This window comes from Halomonas dongshanensis (assembly GCF_024790395.1).
Lineage (GTDB): Bacteria > Pseudomonadota > Gammaproteobacteria > Pseudomonadales > Halomonadaceae > Vreelandella > Vreelandella dongshanensis.
Genome location: NZ_JAJISC010000005.1, coordinates 335473 through 355867 on the forward strand (window position 1 = coordinate 335473; position 20395 = coordinate 355867).

The window sequence follows — 20395 nt, forward strand, 5'->3', positions numbered from 1 at the left end:
CGCGGTTGAGTAGGGCAAGCTTACCAATAACCCCTTCATTTACGGTCGCTTTTACGCACCAAATAATCCCCCAGGCTTTGGAAAGCCTGCACCATGACGATCAAGATGATCACCGTGTAGAGCATGACGGTGGGGTTGAAGCGGTTATAGCCATAGCGAATGCCCAAATCCCCTAGGCCGCCGCCGCCTACCGCGCCCGCCATGGCCGAATAGCTGACCAGCGTTACCAGCGTGATGGTAAGGCCGGTGATGATACCGCCACGCGCCTCGGGGATGAGTACTTTATAGATGATTTGCCACGGGCTCGCGCCCATTGCCTGCGCTGCTTCCACGAGCCCCGGTGAGAGTTCGTTCAGCGCGCCTTCGATAAGGCGGGCAACGAAGGGGATAGCCGCAATCGTGAGCGGTACTATCGCGGCGTTGGTGCCGATGGACGTGCCGACCAGCATGCGGGTGAACGGAATGATCGCGACCATCAAGATGATGAAAGGCACCGAGCGCCCGATGTTGGTGATGATGCTTAGACCCTGATTGAGCAGCGGGCGGGAGAGAATCTGGCGCGGGCGGGTAACGTAGAGCAAGACCCCGAGCGGAAGGCCCAGCAGCGTCGAAATCAGCCCCGAAACCGCCACCATGTAGAGCGTATCCAGGGTCGCCTGAAGGATGAGATCAAGCATTGCGCTGGACATGGCCAAGCACCTCTACGTCGAGTTGATGTGAAGCCAAGTAGTCCATGGCTTTCTGGGTTTCGTCTGCGCCGCCCATGAGTTCGGCGATCATCAGCCCCAGGGTGCGCTCCTGAATGGACTCCACCTTGGCTTGCAGAATGCTGACGTCGACGCCGCACTCACGCGCTAGGCGAGAAATGAGCGGCGTCGAGACCGTATCACCCGAGAACGTGAGGCGCACCACCGGGTGAGTCGTCTCGCTAGGCGCGTCGAGCAGGCGCGCCAGTAGCTCCTTGGGTGGCGCCAACTGAAGAAAGTCGTTGAGGAAGTCGCGCCCAAGCTGGGTTTGCGGTGCGGTGAAGAAATCGCCCACTTCGGTGTCTTCGACCAGCTCACCGTTGGAGATTAGGCTCACGCGGTGGCAGATCGACTTCACGACCTCCATCTCGTGGGTGATCAGCAAAATGGTAATGCCGAGCTGCTGGTTTATATCGCGCAAAAGCTCCAGAATCGAGCTGGTGGTTTGGGGGTCCAGGGCGGAGGTGGCTTCGTCGCAGAGCAGTACGCTGGGTTTGCTGGCCAGGGCGCGAGCGATGGCAACTCGCTGCTTCTGGCCGCCCGAAAGCTGCGACGGGTACTGCTTGGCTTTGTCGCCCAGGCCTACCATGTCAAGCAGTGGCAACACGCGAGCTTTGATCGCCTGACGCTTGATGCCCATCAGTTCGAGCGGCAGGGCAACGTTGGCGTAGACCGTGCGCGTGGTGAGCAGGTTGAAGTGCTGAAAGATCATGCCAATGCGGTGGCGCGCGCGGTTCAGCGCCTGGGTATCGAGGCGCGTCATCTCTTGGCCGTCGACGATCACGCTGCCGCTCGAGGGGCGCTCGAGAAGATTCACGCAGCGAATGAGCGTCGATTTACCCGCCCCTGAAAGGCCGATCACGCCGTGAATGGTGCCCTTGGCGACCTTGAGGTCGACCGATCTCAGGGCGTGCACGGCGCTCTGGCCGCTGTCGTAGATCTTGCTGACGTTACTGAGTTCTATCATGACTGGGTTCTATCATGGCTGTTCGTGCAGGGTTGAGTTCAGGCATGGCGACGTGTGTACGCGGCCTGTGCTCTGGAAAAGAGGCCAGAGGCGGGTGAGTGCAAGCGCTTAAGAATGGCATAAAAAAAGGCCACCCTGGCGGGTGGCCATCAACGCTGGACACACCCTTTTAGCTGCACTTCACCGCGCCAATGGCTCGGTGGACGCCCGCAATCTGGGTACAAATCGGCGTCATCTCAATTTGGTCGAAAGTCTAAAGTCGAGGTGGCAAGCTGTCAATCGAAAAAGGCATATCTAAGGTTTTGATGACCAAGAACAGATTGATGTTCTGAATTGCAGTATAAATATGGATGTTATTACTGAGAAGACTTGCTGCAAGGACGCTAAGTAAGGCGAAATTCTCGTTTTTCTTCGCCTCCCAGCGGCGCTATCATGCCTGCACTGCTTATTAGTTGAGTATGAAGGGCCAGGTTGCCAAGGGGAGAGCCATGTTTACCGGTATCGTTCAAGGAACGGCGGAGGTCGTCGATATTCATGAAGCCGAAGGGTTTCGTACCCACATCGTGGCCCTGCCGGGCGATTTGCGTTTGGGACTCGAAATCGGCGCTTCGGTGGCGCATAACGGCGTGTGCTTGACCGTAACGAAGATCGACGGCGATCACGTAAGCTTCGATTTGATGCGCGAAACCCTGCGCTTGACCAATCTTGGTGCGCTCGAAATCGGCCAGCGCGTCAATATAGAGCGCGCGGCGCGCTTTGGCGATGAGATCGGTGGTCATGCGATGTCTGGGCACGTTATCTGTATGGCGGAACTGACGACCATCGAAGAGGCGCCGAACAATCGTCGCTTGTGGTTTGCACTGCCACCCACCTACGCCCGGTTCGTGTTCGAGAAGGGCTATATCGGCGTCGATGGGATTAGCCTAACGGTAGGCGAGGTGCGTAGCGGCCCGCGTGGCGTCGAGTTTTGCGTCAACCTCATTCCCGAGACGCTGGCGCGCACCACCCTTGGCGAGCGAGCGCCCAACGACTACGTCAATATCGAGATCGACCCTCAGACCCAGGTTATCGTCGAAACGGTCGAGCGCGTATTGGCGCAGCAGCGCGGTAGCTAGTGGCGGGTAGGTGATCTGACCGATCGGTTAAACGCTGGCCCGAAGTTTGCTAAGCACTGAGGCAAGGGCTGACGTCGATACTCACGGCAGCACCAACGATAGCTAGGCCGAGATGGGCTCGGCCATGGCCGTACAATGGGCGCTCGCATAGCCAAGCGCCTTTAGGTAGTATGTGCGGCTTTTCTCGCAACTGGGGTGCCACGGCGCTGGCGTGAAGGACGAAAACCTCCATGAAATTTCTCGATAAGCAGTTCAAGCTGAGCGAACACAATACCAACGTCAAGACGGAGGTGATCGCAGGCGTCACCACCTTCTTGACCATGGCGTACATCATCTTCGTCAACCCTAGCATTCTCTCCGAGGCGGGAATGGATTACGGCGCCGTCTTCGTGGCTACTTGCTTGGCGGCGGCGGTGGGCTGTTTGGTCATGGGCATTTGGGCCAACTACCCTATCGCGCAGGCGCCGGGTATGGGCTTGAACGCTTTCTTCACCTATGGCGTCGTGCTGGGCATGGGCTACAGCTGGGAGGCGGCGCTAGGGGCGGTATTCTTCTCCGGCTTGACCTTCTTCGTTCTCAGCATCTTCAGAATCCGCGAGTGGATCATCAACTCGATTCCGCTCTCGCTGCGTTTAGGGATTGCGGCAGGTATCGGCCTCTTTTTGGGGATGATCGCGCTGAAGAATGCGGGCATCGTGGTCGCCAATCCGGCCACCTTCGTTGCCATGGGCGATCTGTCCGAGCCCGCCGCGCTCTACGCGCTGCTAGGCTTTTTCGTCATCACCGCCTTGGCCTATCTACAGGTCACCGGGGCGGTGATGATCGGTATTCTCGGCATCACCGTGCTCTCCATGGTGCTGGGCCATAATCAGTACGGTGGCATCATGTCGATGCCGCCCTCCATCGCGCCTACCTTCATGGCGATGGATCTTGCGGGAGCGCTGGACGTCGCCATGCTGAGCGTCATCTTCGCGTTTCTCTTCGTCGATCTATTCGATACCTCGGGCACGCTGGTGGGCGTGGCGCACCGCGGCAAGCTGCTCGATAAAGACGGCAAACTGCCGCGTATCGGCCGCGCGATGATGGCCGACAGCACCGCGACCATGGCCGGGGCGGCGCTGGGCACCTCGACGACCACAAGCTATGTCGAGTCGACGGCGGGCATTGCCTCGGGTGGCCGTACCGGTCTTACCGCCGTGGTCGTGGGCGTGCTGTTTTTGATCAGCCTGATGTTCTCGCCGCTGGCGGGCTCGATTCCAGCCTACGCTACCGCAGGTGCGCTGTTGTACGTCGCCGTGCTGATGGCGGGAAGCTTGGCACACGCCAACTGGGAAGACCCGACCGACGCCGCTCCGGTACTGATCGCCGCGCTGGCCATGCCGTTGACCTTCTCGATTGCCGAAGGCATCGCCCTCGGCTTCATTAGCTTCGTGGCCATCAAGACGCTATCCGGCCGCTTCAAGGATTTGAACCCGGCCGTGGTCATCTTGGCGCTGCTGTTTGCCGCCAAATTCCTGTTCCTGGATTGATCTATCCTTAACGTTTTAACGCAACGAGAGACGCGATGAGTATTTACGGCGATTACATCAAGTCCGTTATTCGCACGGTTCCCGACTGGCCCGAGCAGGGCGTGAATTTTCGTGACATCACGCCGCTGTTACAGAACAGCGCGGCGTTTCGCAAGCTGATCGACAGCTTCGTACACCGCTACCAGGAGATGAACCTGGACGCCATCGCGGCGATCGACGCGCGCGGCTTTATCATTGGCGCGCCGCTGGCCTACGAACTTGGTTGCAGCTTCGTGCCGGTGCGCAAGAAGGGTAAGCTGCCGTTCAAGACCATCAGCGAGACCTACACCCTGGAGTACGGTCACTCCGAGGTCGAGCTTCACGCCGACGCCTTCCACGAAGGTGATCGCATCCTGCTGATGGATGATCTCATCGCCACCGGCGGCACCATGCTTGCCGCCGCCAACCTGATCCAGCGCTGCGGCGGTCAGGTGGTCGAAACGGCTACCATCATCGATCTGCCGGAACTCGGCGGATCGCAAAAGATTCGCGACGCTGGTTTCAGTGTGTTCGCGGTCTGTTCCTTCACCGAAGACGAGTAACGCCTCCCATGAGTAGCGAGCGCTATCACCAACACTTCACCGTCTCCTGGGATCAGTTGCACCGCGACGTTCGCCAGCTTTGCCACCAGCTCATCGAGCGTGATTTCAAAGGCATCATCGCGATCACTCGCGGCGGCTTGATCCCGGCAGCGCTGGTGGCCCGTGAGCTCAACATTCGCCTGATCGATACGGTCTGCATCAAGAGCTACGACCATATGGATCAGAGCCGTTTGGACGTGATGAAAGGCGTGGATCACGACGGTGACGGCTGGCTTCTGGTCGATGACTTGGTGGATACCGGCAAAACCGCCCGCGCGGTACGCGAGATGTTGCCCAAGGCGCATTTCGTCACCATCTACGCCAAGCCGCAGGGGCGTCCGCTGGTTGACCAATACCTGACCGAAGTTGCTCAGCACTGTTGGATTCAGTTCCCCTGGGACATGGGCGTGGCCTACGTCGAACCGCTCGCCGATCAGTTCAAGAGGTAAGTATGAAAGCGCCGCTTCCCGATGATTGGGCTCACTGGCTGGGCGCGGAGTTCGAGGCCGACTACATGGCGTCGCTCAAGCGCTTTTTGGCCGATGAAAAAGCCCAGCGGAAGGAGATCTACCCGCACTCGTCGAACTGGTTTCGAGCGTTCGAGCTCACGCCACTCTCCGATGTCAAGGTGGTAATCTTGGGGCAGGACCCGTACCACGGGCCGCACCAGGCGCACGGCTTGAGCTTTTCGGTCCAGCCCGGCATTCCTGTGCCGCCTTCACTTGGCAACATCTACAAAGAGCTTGCCAGCGACCTCGGCGTTAGGCCCGTCGGGCACGGTCATCTTGAGGCCTGGGCGCGCCAAGGGGTTTTGTTGCTAAATACCGCGCTCACCGTCGAGCGCGGTAACGCCGGTTCCCACCGCGGGAAGGGGTGGGAGCCGTTTACCGATCGTGCCGTAGAGATCGTCAGTGCCCACGCCAAGCCCTGCGTGTTTATTTTGTGGGGCAGCCACGCGCGGCAGAAAAAGGCACTCATCGACCGCCAGCGTCACTGCATCATTGAATCGCCGCACCCATCGCCACTCTCGGCGCACCGCGGCTTTTTCGGTACTCGGCCGTTCTCCCAGGCCAACGCTTTCCTGCAGGCGCAGGGAAGGGCGCCCATCGAGTGGCAATTACCCCAAACCCCTTAACCTGGCCTACGCTTGCGAGTAGAATGTCGCGCGATTTCTGGTCAGGTGTTCTGGCCGCTGGCCGTCATCCTGTACCCCTGTCCCTGTTGTGAGGAAGCCCCATGAGTGTTTACGCCATTAACCACCCGCTCGTTCAGCATAAGCTGGGACTGATGCGCGAAGTCGACCTCAGCACCAAGAGCTTCCGTGAATTGGCTGGGGAAGTGGCCAAACTGCTTACCTACGAAGCGACCAAAGACCTCGACCTCGAAGATCACGAGATTCAGGGCTGGAACGGCGAACCCATCGCCACGCGCCGACTCAAGGGCAAGAAAGTCACCGTCGTGCCGATTCTGCGCGCAGGTCTAGGCATGCTCGAAGGGGTGACCGATCTGATCCCTAGCGCCCGCGTTAGCGTCGTCGGCCTCTATCGTGACGAAGAGACGCTACAGCCGGTGCCCTATTTCGCCAAGTTCGCCAATGACATCGAAGAGCGTATGGCGATCGTCATCGACCCGATGCTGGCGACCGGTGGCTCTATGGTCGCCACTCTCGATATGCTGCGCGAACGCGGCTGCACTCAGATGAAAGTGATCGTACTGGTCGCTGCGCCCGAAGGCATCGCGCGAGTGCAAGAGGCCCATCCCGACGTTGAGATCTACACCGCTTCAGTCGACGATCGCCTGGATGAAAACGGTTATATCGTGCCCGGCTTAGGCGATGCCGGCGACAAGATATTCGGAACGCGCTGAGCGTCCCGATCACTCTGCCCCTTGCGCTTCGCGTCGGGGGCATTTTTTTGCGGGTAAGCATGAGAGGACAACAATGAACGACACCCCTACGCGTCAGGCCGAGCCGTGGCCCAAGCTGTTGCTCACCGGCGCTCAGATGCTCTTCGTCGCCTTCGGCGCTTTGGTGCTGGTGCCGCTATTGACCGGGCTCGACCCAAGTGTTGCGCTGTTCACCGCCGGTATCGGCACGCTGATCTTCCACGGTGTCACGCGCAAGAGCGTGCCGGTCTTTCTGGCCTCGTCGTTTGCCTTTATCGCCCCGATTCAGGGCTCGATCGCAAGCTTTGGGGTCTCGGCCACCATGGGTGGGTTGATGGTGGCAGGGCTCGTCTATGTGGCCATTTCCCAAGCGGTACGGATAAAGGGCGTGGGCTGGCTCAATCGCCTGCTGCCGCCCATCGTCGTAGGTCCTGTCATCATGGTGATCGGCTTGGCGCTGGCGCCGGTCGCGGTAAGCATGGCCACCGGAGAGACCAGCGACAACATCGGCTACGGCGCAGCGATTTTCCTGTCGATGTCGAGCCTGCTGGTGACGCTCGTTCTGGCGGTATTCGGGCGCGGCCTACTGCGTTTGGTGCCCATTATGGGCGGTATCGTCGTGGGCTATTCGCTATCGCTAGTGATGGGCGTGGTCGACTTCACCACGGTGCACGAAGCGGCTTGGCTTGCACTGCCTAACTTCACCGCGCCCAGCTTTCACTGGGCGGCCATTCTGTTCATGATTCCCGTCGCCATCGCGCCTGCCGTCGAGCACATCGGCGACATGGTCGCCATTGGCTCGGTGACGCGCAAGAACTACCTGGAAAAGCCCGGCCTGCACCGCACGCTCTTGGGCGATGGGTTGGCGACCAGTGTGGCTGCGCTTTTCGGCGGCCCGCCCAATACGACTTACTCGGAGGTCACCGGGGCGGTGACGCTGACCCGCGCCTTCAACCCGATGTTCATGATCGTGGCTGCGGTGTTTGCCATCGTACTGGCGTTCATGGGCAAGCTCGGAGCGCTGCTGCAAACCATCCCTGGCCCAGTCATGGGTGGTATCATGACGCTGCTGTTCGGCTCCATCGCCGTGGTGGGCATGAATACCTTGGTTCGCGCCGGACGCTCGCTGACGGCGCCGCGCAATCTGGTGATTATCTCGTTGATTCTGGTCTTTGGTATCGGCGGCATGCAGTTCGGCGGCGGTCAGTTCACCCTGCAGGGAGTCAGCCTCGCCGCGCTCGTGGGTATTGCCCTCAACTGGATACTACCGCGCGAAGAGGAAGCTGCCTGAGGGGTTCATCACGCAATGCAATCGGACAGAGGCGCTATGCCCGCTATCGACGAACACGTTACCCCTACGCTGGGTATCGCCGCCTGGAGCGGCACCGGGAAGACGACGCTGCTGACGGCGCTGCTGCCGCGCTTGCGTGAGCTTGGGCTGCGTGTGGCAGTGATCAAGCATGCGCACCACAGCTTCGATGTCGATGTGCCGGGTAAGGATAGTTATCGGCTGCGCGAAGCGGGCGCGGCGCCGGTGCTGGTGGCCTCGCGCGAGCGCTTTGCGCTGATGCAGGAGACGCCGGGGCAGGCCGAGCCCGACTTGAACCAGCTGGTGGCGATGCTTAGGCCCCAGGCGCCGGATTTGATTCTGGTCGAGGGCTTTAAAGCCTGGCCGCTGCCCAAGCTTGCGCTCTATCGCGAGGAGGTGGGCGAGGCGACACTGCTCGATGATCCGTATATCGAGGCGGTGGCGCTCCCTGCGGCGTCAACGCTTGCGCTTGCGGGCTCGGTTGAGCGCCTCGATCTTGATAATATCGAGGAAATCGCGCAGTGGGTCTTGGCGTGGCAGAAGGCGTGGTCGATGCGCGCGTAATGCCAAGGCACTCTGGGCGCCGCTGCATTATCTGCTACAGGAGCGATATCTATGCCTTTGACGCATCTCAACGCCCGCGGTGAAGCCGCGATGGTGGACGTTGGCGATAAGCCGACCACGCAGCGTGAGGCCGTCGCCTCCGGGCGCATAGTGATGCAGCCAGCCACGCTTGCGCTACTCAGCGACGGCAAGCTACCCAAAGGTGACGTGCTGGCTACCGCACGCATTGCCGGTATTCAGGCGGCCAAGCGTACCCACGAGCTGATTCCGCTGTGCCATGCCTTGGCGCTGACCAAGGTAACGGTCGATTTCGATCTTAACTGGCAGGAGAGCTGCGTCGAAGTGTCGGCGCTGTGCCGCTTGAGCGGCCAAACCGGCGTCGAGATGGAGGCGCTCACGGCGGTATCGGTGGCCTGTCTCACCCTCTATGACATGTGTAAAGCGGTCGATAAGGGCATGTGCATCGAGACGATTCAGCTCGACAGCAAACGCGGTGGCCAGCGCGGCGACTACCGGCGCGAGCACGCCCCAGCGGTGAGCGCTGAGAACGAACAGAGTGTTCAAGGCGCCGAGGTCCCGAGCGTGCACGTCAAATTCCTTGCCGAGCTGCGCGAGCGCGTGGGCGATAGCGAATTCATGGTGCCGCTAAAGCAGCTCGAACAGGGCGATATTGCCGGGGTAAAGCGGGCGCTGCAGGCTCAGGATGCGCGCTTTAGCGTGCTCAACGAAAAGCGCACGCTCTGCGCCATCAATCAGGTGATGGCCAACGATGCCGCACCGGTGACCGACGGCGATGAAGTGGCGTTCTTTCCACCGGTAACAGGGGGCTGAGCATGGAGCTACGTGTCTCGATTCAAACGGCGCCGTTCGATATGGCCCACGGCTACGCCTCGGTGCTTGACGAGCGCACCGATATCGGCGCGGTCGTCAGTTTTACCGGTCTAGTGCGCGATTTCAACGAAACGCCCGATGTCATCGGCCTTACGCTCGAGCACTACCCCGGCATGACCGAGCGTACGCTCGAGGCCATTGGCCGCGAGGCAGGCGAGCGTTGGGCGCTCAACGCCGTGACGATCGTTCACCGGGTAGGCGAGCTTGCCCCTGGGGATCCCATCGTGCGTGTGCTGGTTGCCAGCGCTCATCGTCGCGACGCCTTTCTGGCCTGCGACTTCATCATGGATTATCTCAAGACCCAAGCGCCGTTTTGGAAAAAAGAGCGCAGCGCCCAGGGCGACTATTGGGTCAAGGAGCGGGATAGCGACCAGCAGGATGCCGGTCGCTGGTCGTGAGATCGGTGATTAAGGCTCGTCGTCGAGCAGCAGCGACGAGGGCGTTTCGGCGGCCATGATCTGCAGGTGAATGGCGGGCATGTGCTGCATGTGCTCGGTTAACCAGGCGATGATACGTGGCTGCAGCGCCAGGCGAAGATCCGCCAGGGTGTCGGCGGCGATGTCGTCGAGCTGATCGTCGAGCCAGTCGCTGAAACTCTCTTCATCCATGGGGCTGGTGGCATCGGCGTCGAGCAGTAGCCGTCCGATGCGTACCCAGCCGGTCTCACTGGCGGTAACCGGTAGAGCGAGAAATAGGCTGCCGCGACGGTGGGGGTGCTGTGGGCTTTCGAGCCCCGGGTGCGGCGCGGGCGAGTTCTGGGTAACGATACAGGGCGGCTGAGGGTAGTGCGTTTCTACGCGAAGCCCTTCGTTATCGAAGGCGATAATGTCGCCGTTGACGGGCGCCAGTGGCGCGCAGATACCCAGCTCTTCTGCCAGCGCCTGATGGGCCTGCTGATGGCGCGCCTCACCGTGAACTGGCAGCAGATGGCGCGGCGACACCCAGCCATAGAGCGTTTTCATCTCCTCTTGCGCCGGGTGACCGGTCGCGTGCAGCTCTGGGTGATTGTTTTCGTCGAACAGGGCGACGTTGAGCTGACTAAAGCGACGCTTTAACTGCTCGATGGGACGCTCGTTGCCGGGAATGGCCTTGGCCGAGAAGATGACCGTATCGCCCGCTTCGAGATCCACGTGCGGATGCCTGCCGGAGGCAAGACGTTGAAGCGCTGCCCGGGGCTCGCCTTGGCTGCCGGTGGCAATGATCACGACTTCCGACGGCGGCAGATAGCCCAGGTCATGGGTGGGGACGGTGGCGGGCAAATCATCGAGATAGCCAAGCCCGCGCGCCACGCTCACCATGCGCTCCATCGAGCGCCCCATGAGGCTGATGCGCCGTCCGCACTGCTGGGCGGCGCGGCCAACGGCGAGCACGCGGGCAAGATTGCTGGCAAAGCAAGAGACCACCACGCGGCCCGTGCACTGTTCGATAGCGCGCGTCAGGGCTTTGGCCACGTCGCCTTCGCTGGCCGCGCGCCCAGGGATAGGCGCGTTGGTAGAGTCGCCCACCAGCAAATCGACCGGCGCCAGGGCGCGAAAGGTGGCGGCATCGACGCTAGGGCCGATCAACGGCGCAGGGTCGAGCTTCCAGTCGCCGGTATGCAGTACCTTGTAGTCGCCGACTAGCATCATCAGCGCGCAGCTTTCGGGAATCGAATGGGTGACGGGGAGAAAGCGCAGGGCGAAAGGCCCGCTCTCTACCGCCTCACCGGGGTCGATAACACGAATGGCATCGCTTGCAAGCTGATGCTCGGCGAACTTCAAACGCAGCAAACCCGCTGCCAGCGGCGTGGCATAGATAGGACAGCTCCAGCGCGGCCAGAGCCAAGCAACGGCACCGATATGATCTTCGTGGCCGTGGGTGATGAAGAGCGCTTTAGGAGCGATCTCGAGTGCCCTGGGGGTATCGAGGTTAGGCACCTGCAGCGGCGAGTGGGGAAGATCTTGGCGAATCATCATGCCGCAGTCGATGACGATCCAGTGATCGTCATATCCATACAGCGTGAGATTCATACCGATTTCACCGCAACCGCCCAACGGCAACAGGCGTAAGGGAGGGCGGCGACGGGGTCGAATGTGAACGCGTGGTGGATGCATGTAAACGCAACGCCTTAAAAATAGTGGTTTAACTATACGGTAAGGCAGGGGCGCGTCACAATGATGGCCCGCCGACGCCGCCGTGATTCGGCTGGCCGTATCCGCTACACTAAGCGGCCATTTTCAGCCGTCGCCTCCGGGCCTTCGTGGCTGGGTTTACGTCAAGAGTAGTCAAGATGTCACACTATTACCGTTTGATGGTCTCCTGCCCGGATCAGGTGGGAATCGTTGCCCGCGTTTCCAGTTTCATCGCCGAGCAGGGCGGCTCGATCACCGAGGCGAGCCAGCACTCCGATCTGCAGACCGGGCGCTTTTTCATGCGCTACGAAATTCTTGCCGACTCCATCGGCATGTCGGCGGAAGCATTTCGCGCCGCCTTCGAGCCGGTGGCAAACGGCTTTGATATGCAGTGGGCGCTGATCGATACCCAGCAGCGCCGCCGCGTGGTGCTGATGGTTTCGCGCGAGTCCCACTGCCTGGTAGACCTGCTCTACCGCTGGCAGGCGGGTGAACTCGACTGTGATATCGTCGGGGTCATCTCCAATCACGACGATATGCGTTCGCTCAGTGAGTGGTATGGCATTCCTTACCACCACGTACCGGTCGATCCTGCCGATAAGGCGGCCTCGTTCGAGCGCGTTCAGGCGCTGATCGATGAATCCCGCGCCGACTGCGTGGTGCTTGCCCGCTACATGCAGATCCTGCCGCCCTCCCTGTGCGCACGCTACGCGGGCCGGGTGATCAACATCCATCACAGCTTCTTGCCCTCGTTTGCTGGCGCGCGGCCCTACCATCAGGCCTACGAGCGTGGCGTCAAGCTGATCGGCGCGACCTGCCACTACGTCACCGAGGAGCTCGATGCCGGCCCCATCATCGAGCAGGACATCCACCGTGTGAGCCACTGCCATACCCCGGCGGATCTGGTGCGCTTTGGCCGCGACGTAGAGAAGTCGGTTCTTGCGCGCGGGCTGCGTTGGCATCTGGAAGACCGCGTGCTGATCCACGGCAACAAGACCGTGGTCTTTAGCTAGGCGAGCAGGCCATAACCGATAACGCACAGGGCACGCCAAATGGCGTGCCCTGTGCGTTCAAGCGGGAGGATAACGGGTCGATAACCCGGGCAGATGGCGCTCAGCCAAGCGCTTGACCATTGCCGCCGCGAATCACCCCAACGCCGACGCCCTCGATCTCCAGCGCCTGGTGGCGCAAATCGATATCGATGGGGGCAAAGTCGGCGTTTTCGGCTATTAGCTGCACCTGGTGGCCCTGGCGCTTGAAGCGCTTGACGGTGACTTCGTCTTCCAGGCGGGCGACGACGATCTGGCCATCGCGCACGCGGTCGGTGCGGTGTACCGCCAGCAAATCGCCTTCGAGGATACCGGCGTCTTTCATCGAAAGACCGCGTACGCGTAAAAGATAGTCGGCGCGCGGGGTGAAGTACTCTGCGGGCAGCGGGCAGTAGCGGTCGATGTGCTCGGCGGCGAGAATCGGGTGGCCCGCGGCCACTTCACCGATGATCGGCAAGCCCTGCTCGCTGGCAAAGTTGGTCTCGCTCTCGGCGGGTTCGGGTGTGTCCTGATGGGGCAGGCGAATACCGCGGGACGTATTACGAATGATGCGAATCACACCCTTGCGCTCAAGTGCACGCAGATGCTCTTCGGCGGCGTTGGGTGAACGAAAGCCCAGAGCTTTGGCGATCTCGGCGCGAGTGGGTGGGTAACCCAGCTCCCCCATGGTCTTGACGATAAAATCGAAAACATGCTGCTGGCGTGCCGTGAGCGGACGTGACATGAGGTGACTCCAACAATAAATAAAAACGCGAAAACGGTAACGGTAAACAATGTGGTTAAGTATACAGTATGGCCCTTCATCCAGTATATGCAAAATCGGTCATTTGCGCGGTAGTTGATGCAAGTTCATGCCGTGTTCGTTTCAAACGCAGCTATGTTGGTACTGAAAGTGCCCGTCTGTCATTTTTCACTGACCCAGCGCAGATAGCAGTAGCAAGGCTTGCGTTGCCCCAATGGTTCGTTTAAAACGACTTGCCTAATAGTTACTGTTTAAAACAACCGTTCGCTACTAAGACCGTGAGACTGGAGGGGCCATGGCTCAGTCCGATACCGTGACGCGCATTCTCGATACTGCCGAAGTGCTGTTCGCCGAGCGTGGCTTCGCCGAAACATCGCTGCGCAACATTACCAGCAAGGCGCGGGTCAATCTGGCCGCCGTCAACTACCATTTCGGCTCCAAGAAAGCGTTGATTCAAGCGGTCTTCGCCCGTTACCTCGAACCTTTCTCGCAGCGCTTTCACACGGCCTTGGATAGCCTCGAAGCCGAGCACGAGAGTAGCGTCATCCCCCTTGAGACGCTGCTTGAAACCATGGCGACCACCGTGCTGTCGGTGCCGGCCGAGCGCCATAGCCTCAAGGTCTTCATGCGCCTTTTGGGGCTTGCTTATAGCCAGGCCCAGGGGCACTTGCGGGGCTACATTCAGCAGGAGTACGGTGACGTCTTCGCGCGCTTTACCGATCTTGTGCGCCGCGCGACCCCCGAGCTTCCCGACGCCGAGCGTTTCTGGCGCCTGCACTTCATGCTCGGCACGGTCATTTTTACGCTGTCGGGGCTGGATGCGCTGCGCGATATAGCCGAGAAGGATTACCACGAGCACGTCAGCGTGCGTGATCTGGTTCGGCGCCTGCGTCCCGTCGTGGTTGCCGCCATGAACGCGCCGCTGCCACCGGCCCTGGAGGAGGCCCGCCATGCCGACCCCTCGCCTTGCTGAATTACCGCCCGCCAACGCGCTTTGGATAGAGATCGATACCCGTGCCCAGCAGCTCCACGCCTGGCAGGGTAAGATGCTAACGCGCTCCTGTGCGGTATCGACGGGCGTGGCCGGTACCGGGGAGGAGGAGGGGAGCGGCCAGACGCCGTTAGGCTGGCACTACGTGCGCGCCGCCATCGGCGATGGGCTACCCGAGAACGCGGTATTTCGCGGTCGGCGTTTCACTGGGGAGGTGTTTACCCCGGCGCTGAGCGCAGCGCACCCCGAGCGCGATTGGATTCTGACGCGCATTCTCTGGCTCTGTGGGCTGGAACCTGGGGTCAATCGCGGCGGCTCGCGCGACTCACAGCGCCGCTACATCTACCTCCACGGTACGCCCGCCGATGAGCCCATGGGCACGCCGGCTTCGCACGGCTGCATTCGTTTGCGTAACGTCGATCTTCTCTGGCTCTTTACCCACGCAGCGCCCGGCACGCCCGTTTGGCTGCACGACTGAGTGCCAAGGCCACGGCGATAAACGTCCGCTGCAGATACGTTATGCCCTTGGCGCGGCGTTTGGCCTCGGCCAATCGATGGTCTAAGATGTTTTCCCTTTTTGTTGGACCCACACCATGACGCAACCGCTTGGCTCGATCATGCTCGACCTCGAAGGTCAGCAGATTACCCCAGAAGAACGCCGCCTTCTTGCCCACCCCGCCGTGGGAGGCGTCATTCTCTTTGCGCGTAACGTCGACGATGCTGCCCAGGTGAGTACGCTGTGTCAGTCGCTACGCAAGCTGCGCCCTGACCTTCTGCTCGCGATCGATCAAGAGGGCGGGCGCGTACAGCGTATCCGTAAGGACCTGACCCGGCTGCCCGCCATGGCCCGCCTAGGCGAGCGCTACGCCGACAGCCCCGAGGAAGGGCTGAGCCTTACGCGCGATGCCGGTTGGCTCTTGGGTATGGAGATGGCTGCCTGTGGGCTCGATTTGAGCTTCGCGCCGGTGCTGGATATCGATAGCGGTATCTCAAGCGTGATCGGTGATCGCAGCTTCGGCGGTACGCCCGAGCTTGTCGCAACATTGGGGCAGGCGTTTATACAGGGGCTACACGAGGCGGGGATGGCGGCCGTGGGCAAGCACTTCCCCGGCCACGGTGGCGTGGCGGCGGATTCCCACCTTGCGCTACCCGTCGACGACCGCCCGCTTGAGGATATCCGCGCTCACGATCTGGTGCCGTTTACTCGCCTGGCGGCAGAACTCGATGGGGTGATGCCTGCGCACGTGGTCTATAGCGCCTTCGATGCCCGCCCCGCCGGTTTCTCACCCAGCTGGCTGGGTATGCTGCGCGAATCCTTAGGCTTCAAGGGCTCTATCTTTTCCGATGATTTGAGCATGAAAGGCGCCCACGAGGCAGGCGGCCCTGTGGAGCGCGCCAAGGCCGCGCTCGATGCCGGATGTGACATGCTGCTCGTTTGCAACGACCGCGCCGCGGCCTTTGAGGTCCTCGACGCCTATCCAGATATTGCCAGCAAGCGTCCGGCGCGACTGCGCTATGCCCGGGCACGCCCCGATTTGGCAGCGCTTTCGGCACTGGGTCGTTGGAGGCGCACCCATGCCCAGCTTGAAGCTCTCGCCGCCGAGTAGCGCGCTTGCCGTTTAGTATCGCTGCTCTTTTATTTTGAGCGGCGCCGTTTTGCATTTTCTTATTCGATACTTAGTTAACCACGTGGAGTTCATTCGTGAGCAAGCTCAATCAGGAAGCCCTCGAGTCGTTGGATAGCATGCGCGAGGTCATGGCCGATGCCGATTGTTTGATTTCGCAGGCCGAGGTGGAAAGCGCGCTGGATCGTATGGCGCAGGCGATTACGGATGATCTTGGCGACAAGCTGCCGGTGTTTTACTGCGTCATGAACGGCGGGCTGATTACCACCGGTCACCTGCTTACTCGGTTGGGCTTCCCCTTGGAAGTGGACTACCTGCACGCAACGCGCTATCGCAACGAGCTGCGCGGCGGGGAGCTTTTCTGGCGGGTCTCACCGGAGATTCCCATGGCGGGACGCCATGTGGTCATCGTCGATGACATTCTCGATGAGGGTGCCACGCTAAGCGCCATTCTCGAGTACTGCAAAGAGGCCCAGGCGGCGAGCATTCGTACCGCCGTGCTGGTCGATAAATGCCACGACCGCAAGGCGGTGCCGGGGCTCAAAGCCGACTACTGTAGCCTCGAAGTTGCCGACCGCTACGTCTTCGGCTTCGGTATGGATTACAAGGGGTACTGGCGCAACGCCCCGGGCATCTTTGCCCCCAAGGGGCTTTAACCAAGCCTTCCGCCAAGCCGTCACCAAGGCCTTAAAACAATTATATAAAAACTAAGCACTACACCCCTGGATTAGCGCGGCGAAAAGCGTCGCGCTAATCCTGTCTCGGCGATCATCCGCGTCGAGATCTCCTCGACCGAGAAGCGCGTGGTATCGATGTGCGGAATGTGCATCTTGCGATAGAGCGCCTCGGCCTGTTCGACCTCTTGTAAACACTGATCGATGGAGCTGTAACGGCTATTGGGCCGCCGCTCGTTGCGAATGGCCGACAGGCGCCGGGCGTCGATGGTGAGCCCAAAGAGCTTATGGCGGTGGGGCGCAAGCACTTTGGGCAGCTTCAAGGTGCCGTCTTCGTCCAGGTCGTCTTCGGTCAGCGGGTAGTTGGCCGCGCGAATACCAAATTGCAGCGCCAGATAGAGCGAGGTAGGCGTCTTGCCGCAGCGTGAAACGCCCACCAGGATGATGTCCGCCTTATCGTATTGGTGCGTGCGTGCGCCGTCGTCGTTATCCAGAGCAAAGTGCACCGAGTGAATGCGGTCCATGTAGACGGCGTCACTGCCGATCGAGTGCGTGCGTCCTACGCTGTAGGAGGAGCGGGCTCCGAGCACCTGTTCGAGCGGCTCTAAAAAGGTCGAGAAGATGTCCACCTTAAAGCCCGAGGATTGGCGAATGACGTCGCGAATCTGCTGGTCGACGATGGTGTCGATGATGATCGGCTGTTCGCCATCGCGTACGGCGGTCGCATCGATGATCGCGGTCAGCGCCTGGGCCTTGTCGAGAGTGTCGATATAGGGTTTGGTGACCATGCTGATGTCGATGTCACCGAACTGCGCCAAGAGACTGCGCCCGAGACTCTCGGCGGTGATGCCGGTGCCGTCGGAGATAAAGAAGGCGGTGCGGGTCATGGAAATGGCCTTTTGAGACGCGGGTGGATAGGGGCGTTGTCGAACGATTATACCCATGACGGGGAAGCGATGAGCAGTCGTGAAAGCCTGTGTCGACAAGCCACGACTACAGGAGCAAGCGATATTAGACGTTTGTTGTAAAAATCCTTCACTGACTACGCTATTAGACCAATGGCGAATAGGGGGCGCCGATGATATGTTGTCAACGCTAGCACGGTAACGGTTAGACGGCCGTACAACGAGATAAGCAGGGGGTTGCGTGGAACAGTACATTCTATGGTTCGATGAGTTGGGTATGGCGGACGTTGAGCGCGTGGGCGGCAAGAACGCCTCGCTCGGCGAGATGATTTCCAACCTTTCCGGCGCTGGTGTCACGGTGCCCGGTGGGTTCGCCACCACGGCCCATGCCTACCGCGAATTCCTTTCCCACGAAGGCCTCAACGAGCGCATCAACGCAACGCTTGCCCGCCTCGACGTCGACGATGTCAAAGCGCTGGCCGAGGCTGGTCGTAACATCCGCCAGTGGATCATCGACACACCCTTGCCCCCGGCCTTCGAAAAGGCGCTGGGACAAGCCTATGACGCGCTGCTGGCGAAACACCCGAACTTGAAGGTGGCGGTGCGAAGCTCGGCCACCGCCGAAGATCTGCCCGATGCTTCCTTTGCCGGGCAGCAGGAGACCTTCCTCAACATCGAAGGCTTCGACAACATCAAGCACGCTGTGCACGAGGTCTTTGCCTCCTTGTTCAATGATCGCGCGATCTCCTACCGCGTACATCGCGGCTATGCCCACGAGAATGTGGCGCTCTCTGCCGGGGTGCAGAAAATGGTGCGTTCGGAAACTGGCGCCTCGGGTGTGATGTTTACTCTCGACACCGAATCAGGCTACCGCGACGCCGTTTTCGTTACCGCCTCCTGGGGCTTGGGCGAGACCGTCGTACAGGGGGCGGTCAACCCCGATGAATTTTACGTTCACAAACCCACTCTCGCGGCAGGGCGCCCGGCGGTGCTGCGGCGCAACCTTGGCTCCAAGTTGATCAAGATGATCTACGGTCAGGACGCCAGCGCCGGTAAGTCCGTCGACACCGTCGATGTGCCGCTGGCCGATCGCGGCCGCTTCTGCGTCGACGACGCGCAGGTGATGGACTTGGCGCGTCAGGCAGTGATCATCGAGCAGCACTACCAGCGCCCAATGGATATAGAGTGGGCGCTCGATGGCGATGACGGCAAGCTCTATATCGTTCAGGCGCGCCCAGAAACCGTCGTGTCCCAGCAGGAGGGCGGCAAGCTCGAGCGTTTCCACTTGCGCGAAAAGGGGCGCACGCTTATCACCGGGCGGGCCATTGGCCAGCGTATCGGCAGCGGCGCGGTCAAGATCGTCATGAGCCCCGACGAGATGGAGAAGGTGCACGAGGGCGATATTCTGGTCACCGACATGACCGATCCCGACTGGGAGCCGATCATGAAGCGCGCTTCGGCGATCGTCACCAATCGTGGTGGACGTACCTGCCATGCGGCGATTATCGCCCGTGAGCTGGGCATTCCCGCAGTAGTGGGCTGTGGCGATGCCACTACCCAGCTGGCTGAGGGCGCCAAGGTCACGGTTTCCTGCGCCGAGGGCGACACCGGCCACGTGTATGAAGGCCTGCTCGACTTCGATTGCAGCGTTTCAAGCGTCGATGCCATGCCCGAGATTCCGTTCAAGATCATGATGAACGTGGGCAACCCTGATCGTGCCTTCGGCTTTGCTGGCTTGCCCAACGCAGGTGTGGGGCTGGCGCGGCTCGAGTTCATCATCAACCGCATGATCGGTGTGCACCCCAAGGCCCTGCTCGACTACGCCACGCTGCCTACCGATCTCAAGCAGATCATCGACGTGCGCACGGCGGGCTACGCCGATCCAGTCAGCTTCTACGTCGACAAGCTGGTGGAGGGTATCTCCACGCTTGCGGCTGCTTTCTACCCTCAGCGGGTGATCGTGCGCCTCTCCGACTTCAAGTCCAACGAGTACGAGAACCTCATCGGCGGTAAGCTCTACGAGCCGGGCGAAGAGAACCCCATGCTGGGCTTCCGCGGGGCGTCACGCTACATCTCCGAGGCCTTCCGCCCCTGTTTCGAGCTCGAATGCCAAGCGCTCAAGCGCGTGCGCGACGAAATGGGCCTAGATAACGTCGAGATCATGGTGCCGTTCGTGCGCACCACCGAAGAGGCGCGCCAAGTAGTCGAGCTGCTCGCCGCCAATGGCTTGAAGCGCGGTGACAACGGCCTCAAGGTAATCATGATGTGCGAGCTGCCCGCCAACGCACTGCTGGCCGATGCTTTCCTCGAGCACTTCGATGGCTTCTCCATCGGCTCCAACGACCTGACCCAGCTCACCCTGGGGCTCGATCGCGACTCGGGTATCGTCGCTCACCTGTTTGACGAGCGTAACGAGGCAGTGAAAAAACTGCTCTCCATGGCGATCCAGGCGTGCAAGGCGCAGGGCAAGTACGTCGGTATCTGTGGCCAGGGGCCGTCGGATCATCCCGATTTGGCCAAGTGGCTGATGGAGCAGGGGATCGACTCGGTGTCGCTCAACCCGGATGCGGTACTCGAAACTTGGTTCATGCTCGCGGGCGAAACCCTCGCCTGATCGTGCCTGCAACTGCGTCGCTGCGCCCAGCCATTGTGCTGGGCGCGGTCGTTTTATAG

21 protein-coding genes are annotated in these 20395 nt (G+C 60.7%); 16 read left to right on the forward strand and 5 right to left on the reverse strand.

Annotation, left to right across the window (positions count from 1 at the left end):
* Positions 1–35: 35 nt before the first annotated feature.
* Together LLY24_RS12730 and LLY24_RS12735 are read right to left on the reverse strand one after the other, a co-directional pair.
* Positions 36–689, reverse strand: coding sequence for a methionine ABC transporter permease (locus LLY24_RS12730; protein WP_259036674.1), 654 nt, complete (start codon positions 687–689; stop codon positions 36–38).
* On the reverse strand, positions 670–1713 hold the full coding sequence (locus LLY24_RS12735; RefSeq protein ID WP_259036675.1) for a methionine ABC transporter ATP-binding protein: 1044 nt from the start codon (positions 1711–1713) through the stop codon (positions 670–672). The genes LLY24_RS12730 and LLY24_RS12735 overlap by 20 nt, the downstream gene beginning before the upstream one ends.
* A 488-nt stretch (positions 1714–2201) precedes the next feature.
* On the opposite strand from LLY24_RS12735, the gene LLY24_RS12740 reads away from it, so the two are divergent.
* The 10 genes from LLY24_RS12740 (at position 2202) to moaE (ending at position 10023) form a co-directional block, all read left to right on the forward strand.
* Positions 2202–2828: a riboflavin synthase subunit alpha gene (locus tag LLY24_RS12740; RefSeq protein WP_259036676.1), complete on the forward strand. Its 627-nt coding sequence runs from the start codon at positions 2202–2204 to the stop codon at positions 2826–2828.
* A gap of 230 nt (positions 2829–3058) precedes the next feature.
* Positions 3059–4357 carry an NCS2 family permease gene (locus LLY24_RS12745; RefSeq protein WP_259036677.1) on the forward strand — a complete coding sequence of 433 codons (1299 nt, stop codon included), beginning with the start codon at positions 3059–3061 and terminating at the stop codon, positions 4355–4357.
* 35 nt (positions 4358–4392) lie between these two features.
* Positions 4393–4938 carry an adenine phosphoribosyltransferase gene (locus LLY24_RS12750; protein ID WP_259036678.1) on the forward strand — a complete coding sequence of 182 codons (546 nt, stop codon included), beginning with the start codon at positions 4393–4395 and terminating at the stop codon, positions 4936–4938.
* 8 nt (positions 4939–4946) lie between these two features.
* A complete protein-coding gene (gene gpt, locus LLY24_RS12755) occupies positions 4947–5426 on the forward strand; it encodes a xanthine phosphoribosyltransferase (RefSeq protein ID WP_259036679.1) in 480 nt (159 codons plus the stop codon).
* Positions 5427–5428: 2 nt separating this feature from the next.
* Positions 5429–6112 (forward strand): uracil-DNA glycosylase, encoded by a 684-nt coding sequence (ung, locus tag LLY24_RS12760; RefSeq protein WP_259036680.1) that lies wholly within the window; start codon positions 5429–5431, stop codon positions 6110–6112.
* Positions 6113–6213: 101 nt separating this feature from the next.
* Positions 6214–6843, forward strand: a complete 630-nt coding sequence (upp, locus tag LLY24_RS12765) for a uracil phosphoribosyltransferase (RefSeq protein WP_259036681.1) — start codon at positions 6214–6216, stop codon at positions 6841–6843.
* Between the two features lie 73 nt (positions 6844–6916).
* Positions 6917–8152, forward strand: coding sequence for a uracil-xanthine permease family protein (locus LLY24_RS12770; RefSeq protein ID WP_259036682.1), 1236 nt, complete (start codon positions 6917–6919; stop codon positions 8150–8152).
* 36 nt (positions 8153–8188) lie between these two features.
* Complete coding sequence (gene mobB, locus LLY24_RS12775) at positions 8189–8734, forward strand: molybdopterin-guanine dinucleotide biosynthesis protein B (protein WP_259036683.1); 546 nt, start codon at positions 8189–8191, stop codon at positions 8732–8734.
* Between the two features lie 51 nt (positions 8735–8785).
* Positions 8786–9565, forward strand: coding sequence for a cyclic pyranopterin monophosphate synthase MoaC (gene moaC / locus LLY24_RS12780; protein ID WP_259036684.1), 780 nt, complete (start codon positions 8786–8788; stop codon positions 9563–9565).
* A gap of 2 nt (positions 9566–9567) precedes the next feature.
* Positions 9568–10023 carry a molybdopterin synthase catalytic subunit MoaE gene (gene moaE, locus LLY24_RS12785; RefSeq protein ID WP_259036685.1) on the forward strand — a complete coding sequence of 152 codons (456 nt, stop codon included), beginning with the start codon at positions 9568–9570 and terminating at the stop codon, positions 10021–10023.
* Positions 10024–10032: 9 nt separating this feature from the next.
* Here moaE and LLY24_RS12790 read toward each other — a convergent pair whose 3' ends face one another.
* Positions 10033–11634, reverse strand: coding sequence for a ribonuclease J (locus LLY24_RS12790; protein WP_259036686.1), 1602 nt, complete (start codon positions 11632–11634; stop codon positions 10033–10035).
* Between the two features lie 260 nt (positions 11635–11894).
* On the opposite strand from LLY24_RS12790, the gene purU reads away from it, so the two are divergent.
* A complete protein-coding gene (gene purU / locus LLY24_RS12795) occupies positions 11895–12749 on the forward strand; it encodes a formyltetrahydrofolate deformylase (protein WP_259036687.1) in 855 nt (284 codons plus the stop codon).
* A 100-nt stretch (positions 12750–12849) separates the two neighbouring features.
* On the opposite strand, the gene lexA is transcribed toward purU, so the two are convergent.
* A complete protein-coding gene (gene lexA, locus LLY24_RS12800; RefSeq protein WP_259036688.1) occupies positions 12850–13509 on the reverse strand; it encodes a transcriptional repressor LexA in 660 nt (219 codons plus the stop codon).
* Positions 13510–13822: 313 nt separating this feature from the next.
* Between lexA and LLY24_RS12805 the strand changes: the two genes are divergently transcribed.
* The 4 genes from LLY24_RS12805 to LLY24_RS12820 all read left to right on the forward strand — a co-directional run bounded on the left by LLY24_RS12805 (position 13823) and on the right by LLY24_RS12820 (position 16799).
* Entirely contained in the window at positions 13823–14500 is a 678-nt protein-coding gene (locus LLY24_RS12805; RefSeq protein ID WP_259036689.1) for a TetR/AcrR family transcriptional regulator, read from the forward strand.
* Complete coding sequence (locus tag LLY24_RS12810; protein ID WP_259036690.1) at positions 14478–14996, forward strand: L,D-transpeptidase; 519 nt, start codon at positions 14478–14480, stop codon at positions 14994–14996. Before LLY24_RS12805 ends, LLY24_RS12810 begins: the two co-directional genes overlap by 23 nt.
* Before the next feature lie 115 nt (positions 14997–15111).
* Positions 15112–16125, forward strand: coding sequence for a beta-N-acetylhexosaminidase (gene nagZ / locus LLY24_RS12815; protein WP_259036691.1), 1014 nt, complete (start codon positions 15112–15114; stop codon positions 16123–16125).
* Positions 16126–16220: 95 nt separating this feature from the next.
* Positions 16221–16799: a hypoxanthine-guanine phosphoribosyltransferase gene (locus LLY24_RS12820; protein WP_259036692.1), complete on the forward strand. Its 579-nt coding sequence runs from the start codon at positions 16221–16223 to the stop codon at positions 16797–16799.
* 71 nt (positions 16800–16870) lie between these two features.
* Here LLY24_RS12820 and ppsR read toward each other — a convergent pair whose 3' ends face one another.
* Positions 16871–17704 (reverse strand): posphoenolpyruvate synthetase regulatory kinase/phosphorylase PpsR, encoded by an 834-nt coding sequence (gene ppsR / locus LLY24_RS12825; RefSeq protein ID WP_259036693.1) that lies wholly within the window; start codon positions 17702–17704, stop codon positions 16871–16873.
* Positions 17705–17963: 259 nt separating this feature from the next.
* Here ppsR and ppsA point away from each other — a divergent pair, with 259 nt between their 5' ends.
* On the forward strand, positions 17964–20336 hold the full coding sequence (gene ppsA, locus LLY24_RS12830; RefSeq protein WP_259036694.1) for a phosphoenolpyruvate synthase: 2373 nt from the start codon (positions 17964–17966) through the stop codon (positions 20334–20336).
* Positions 20337–20395: the final 59 nt, after the last annotated feature.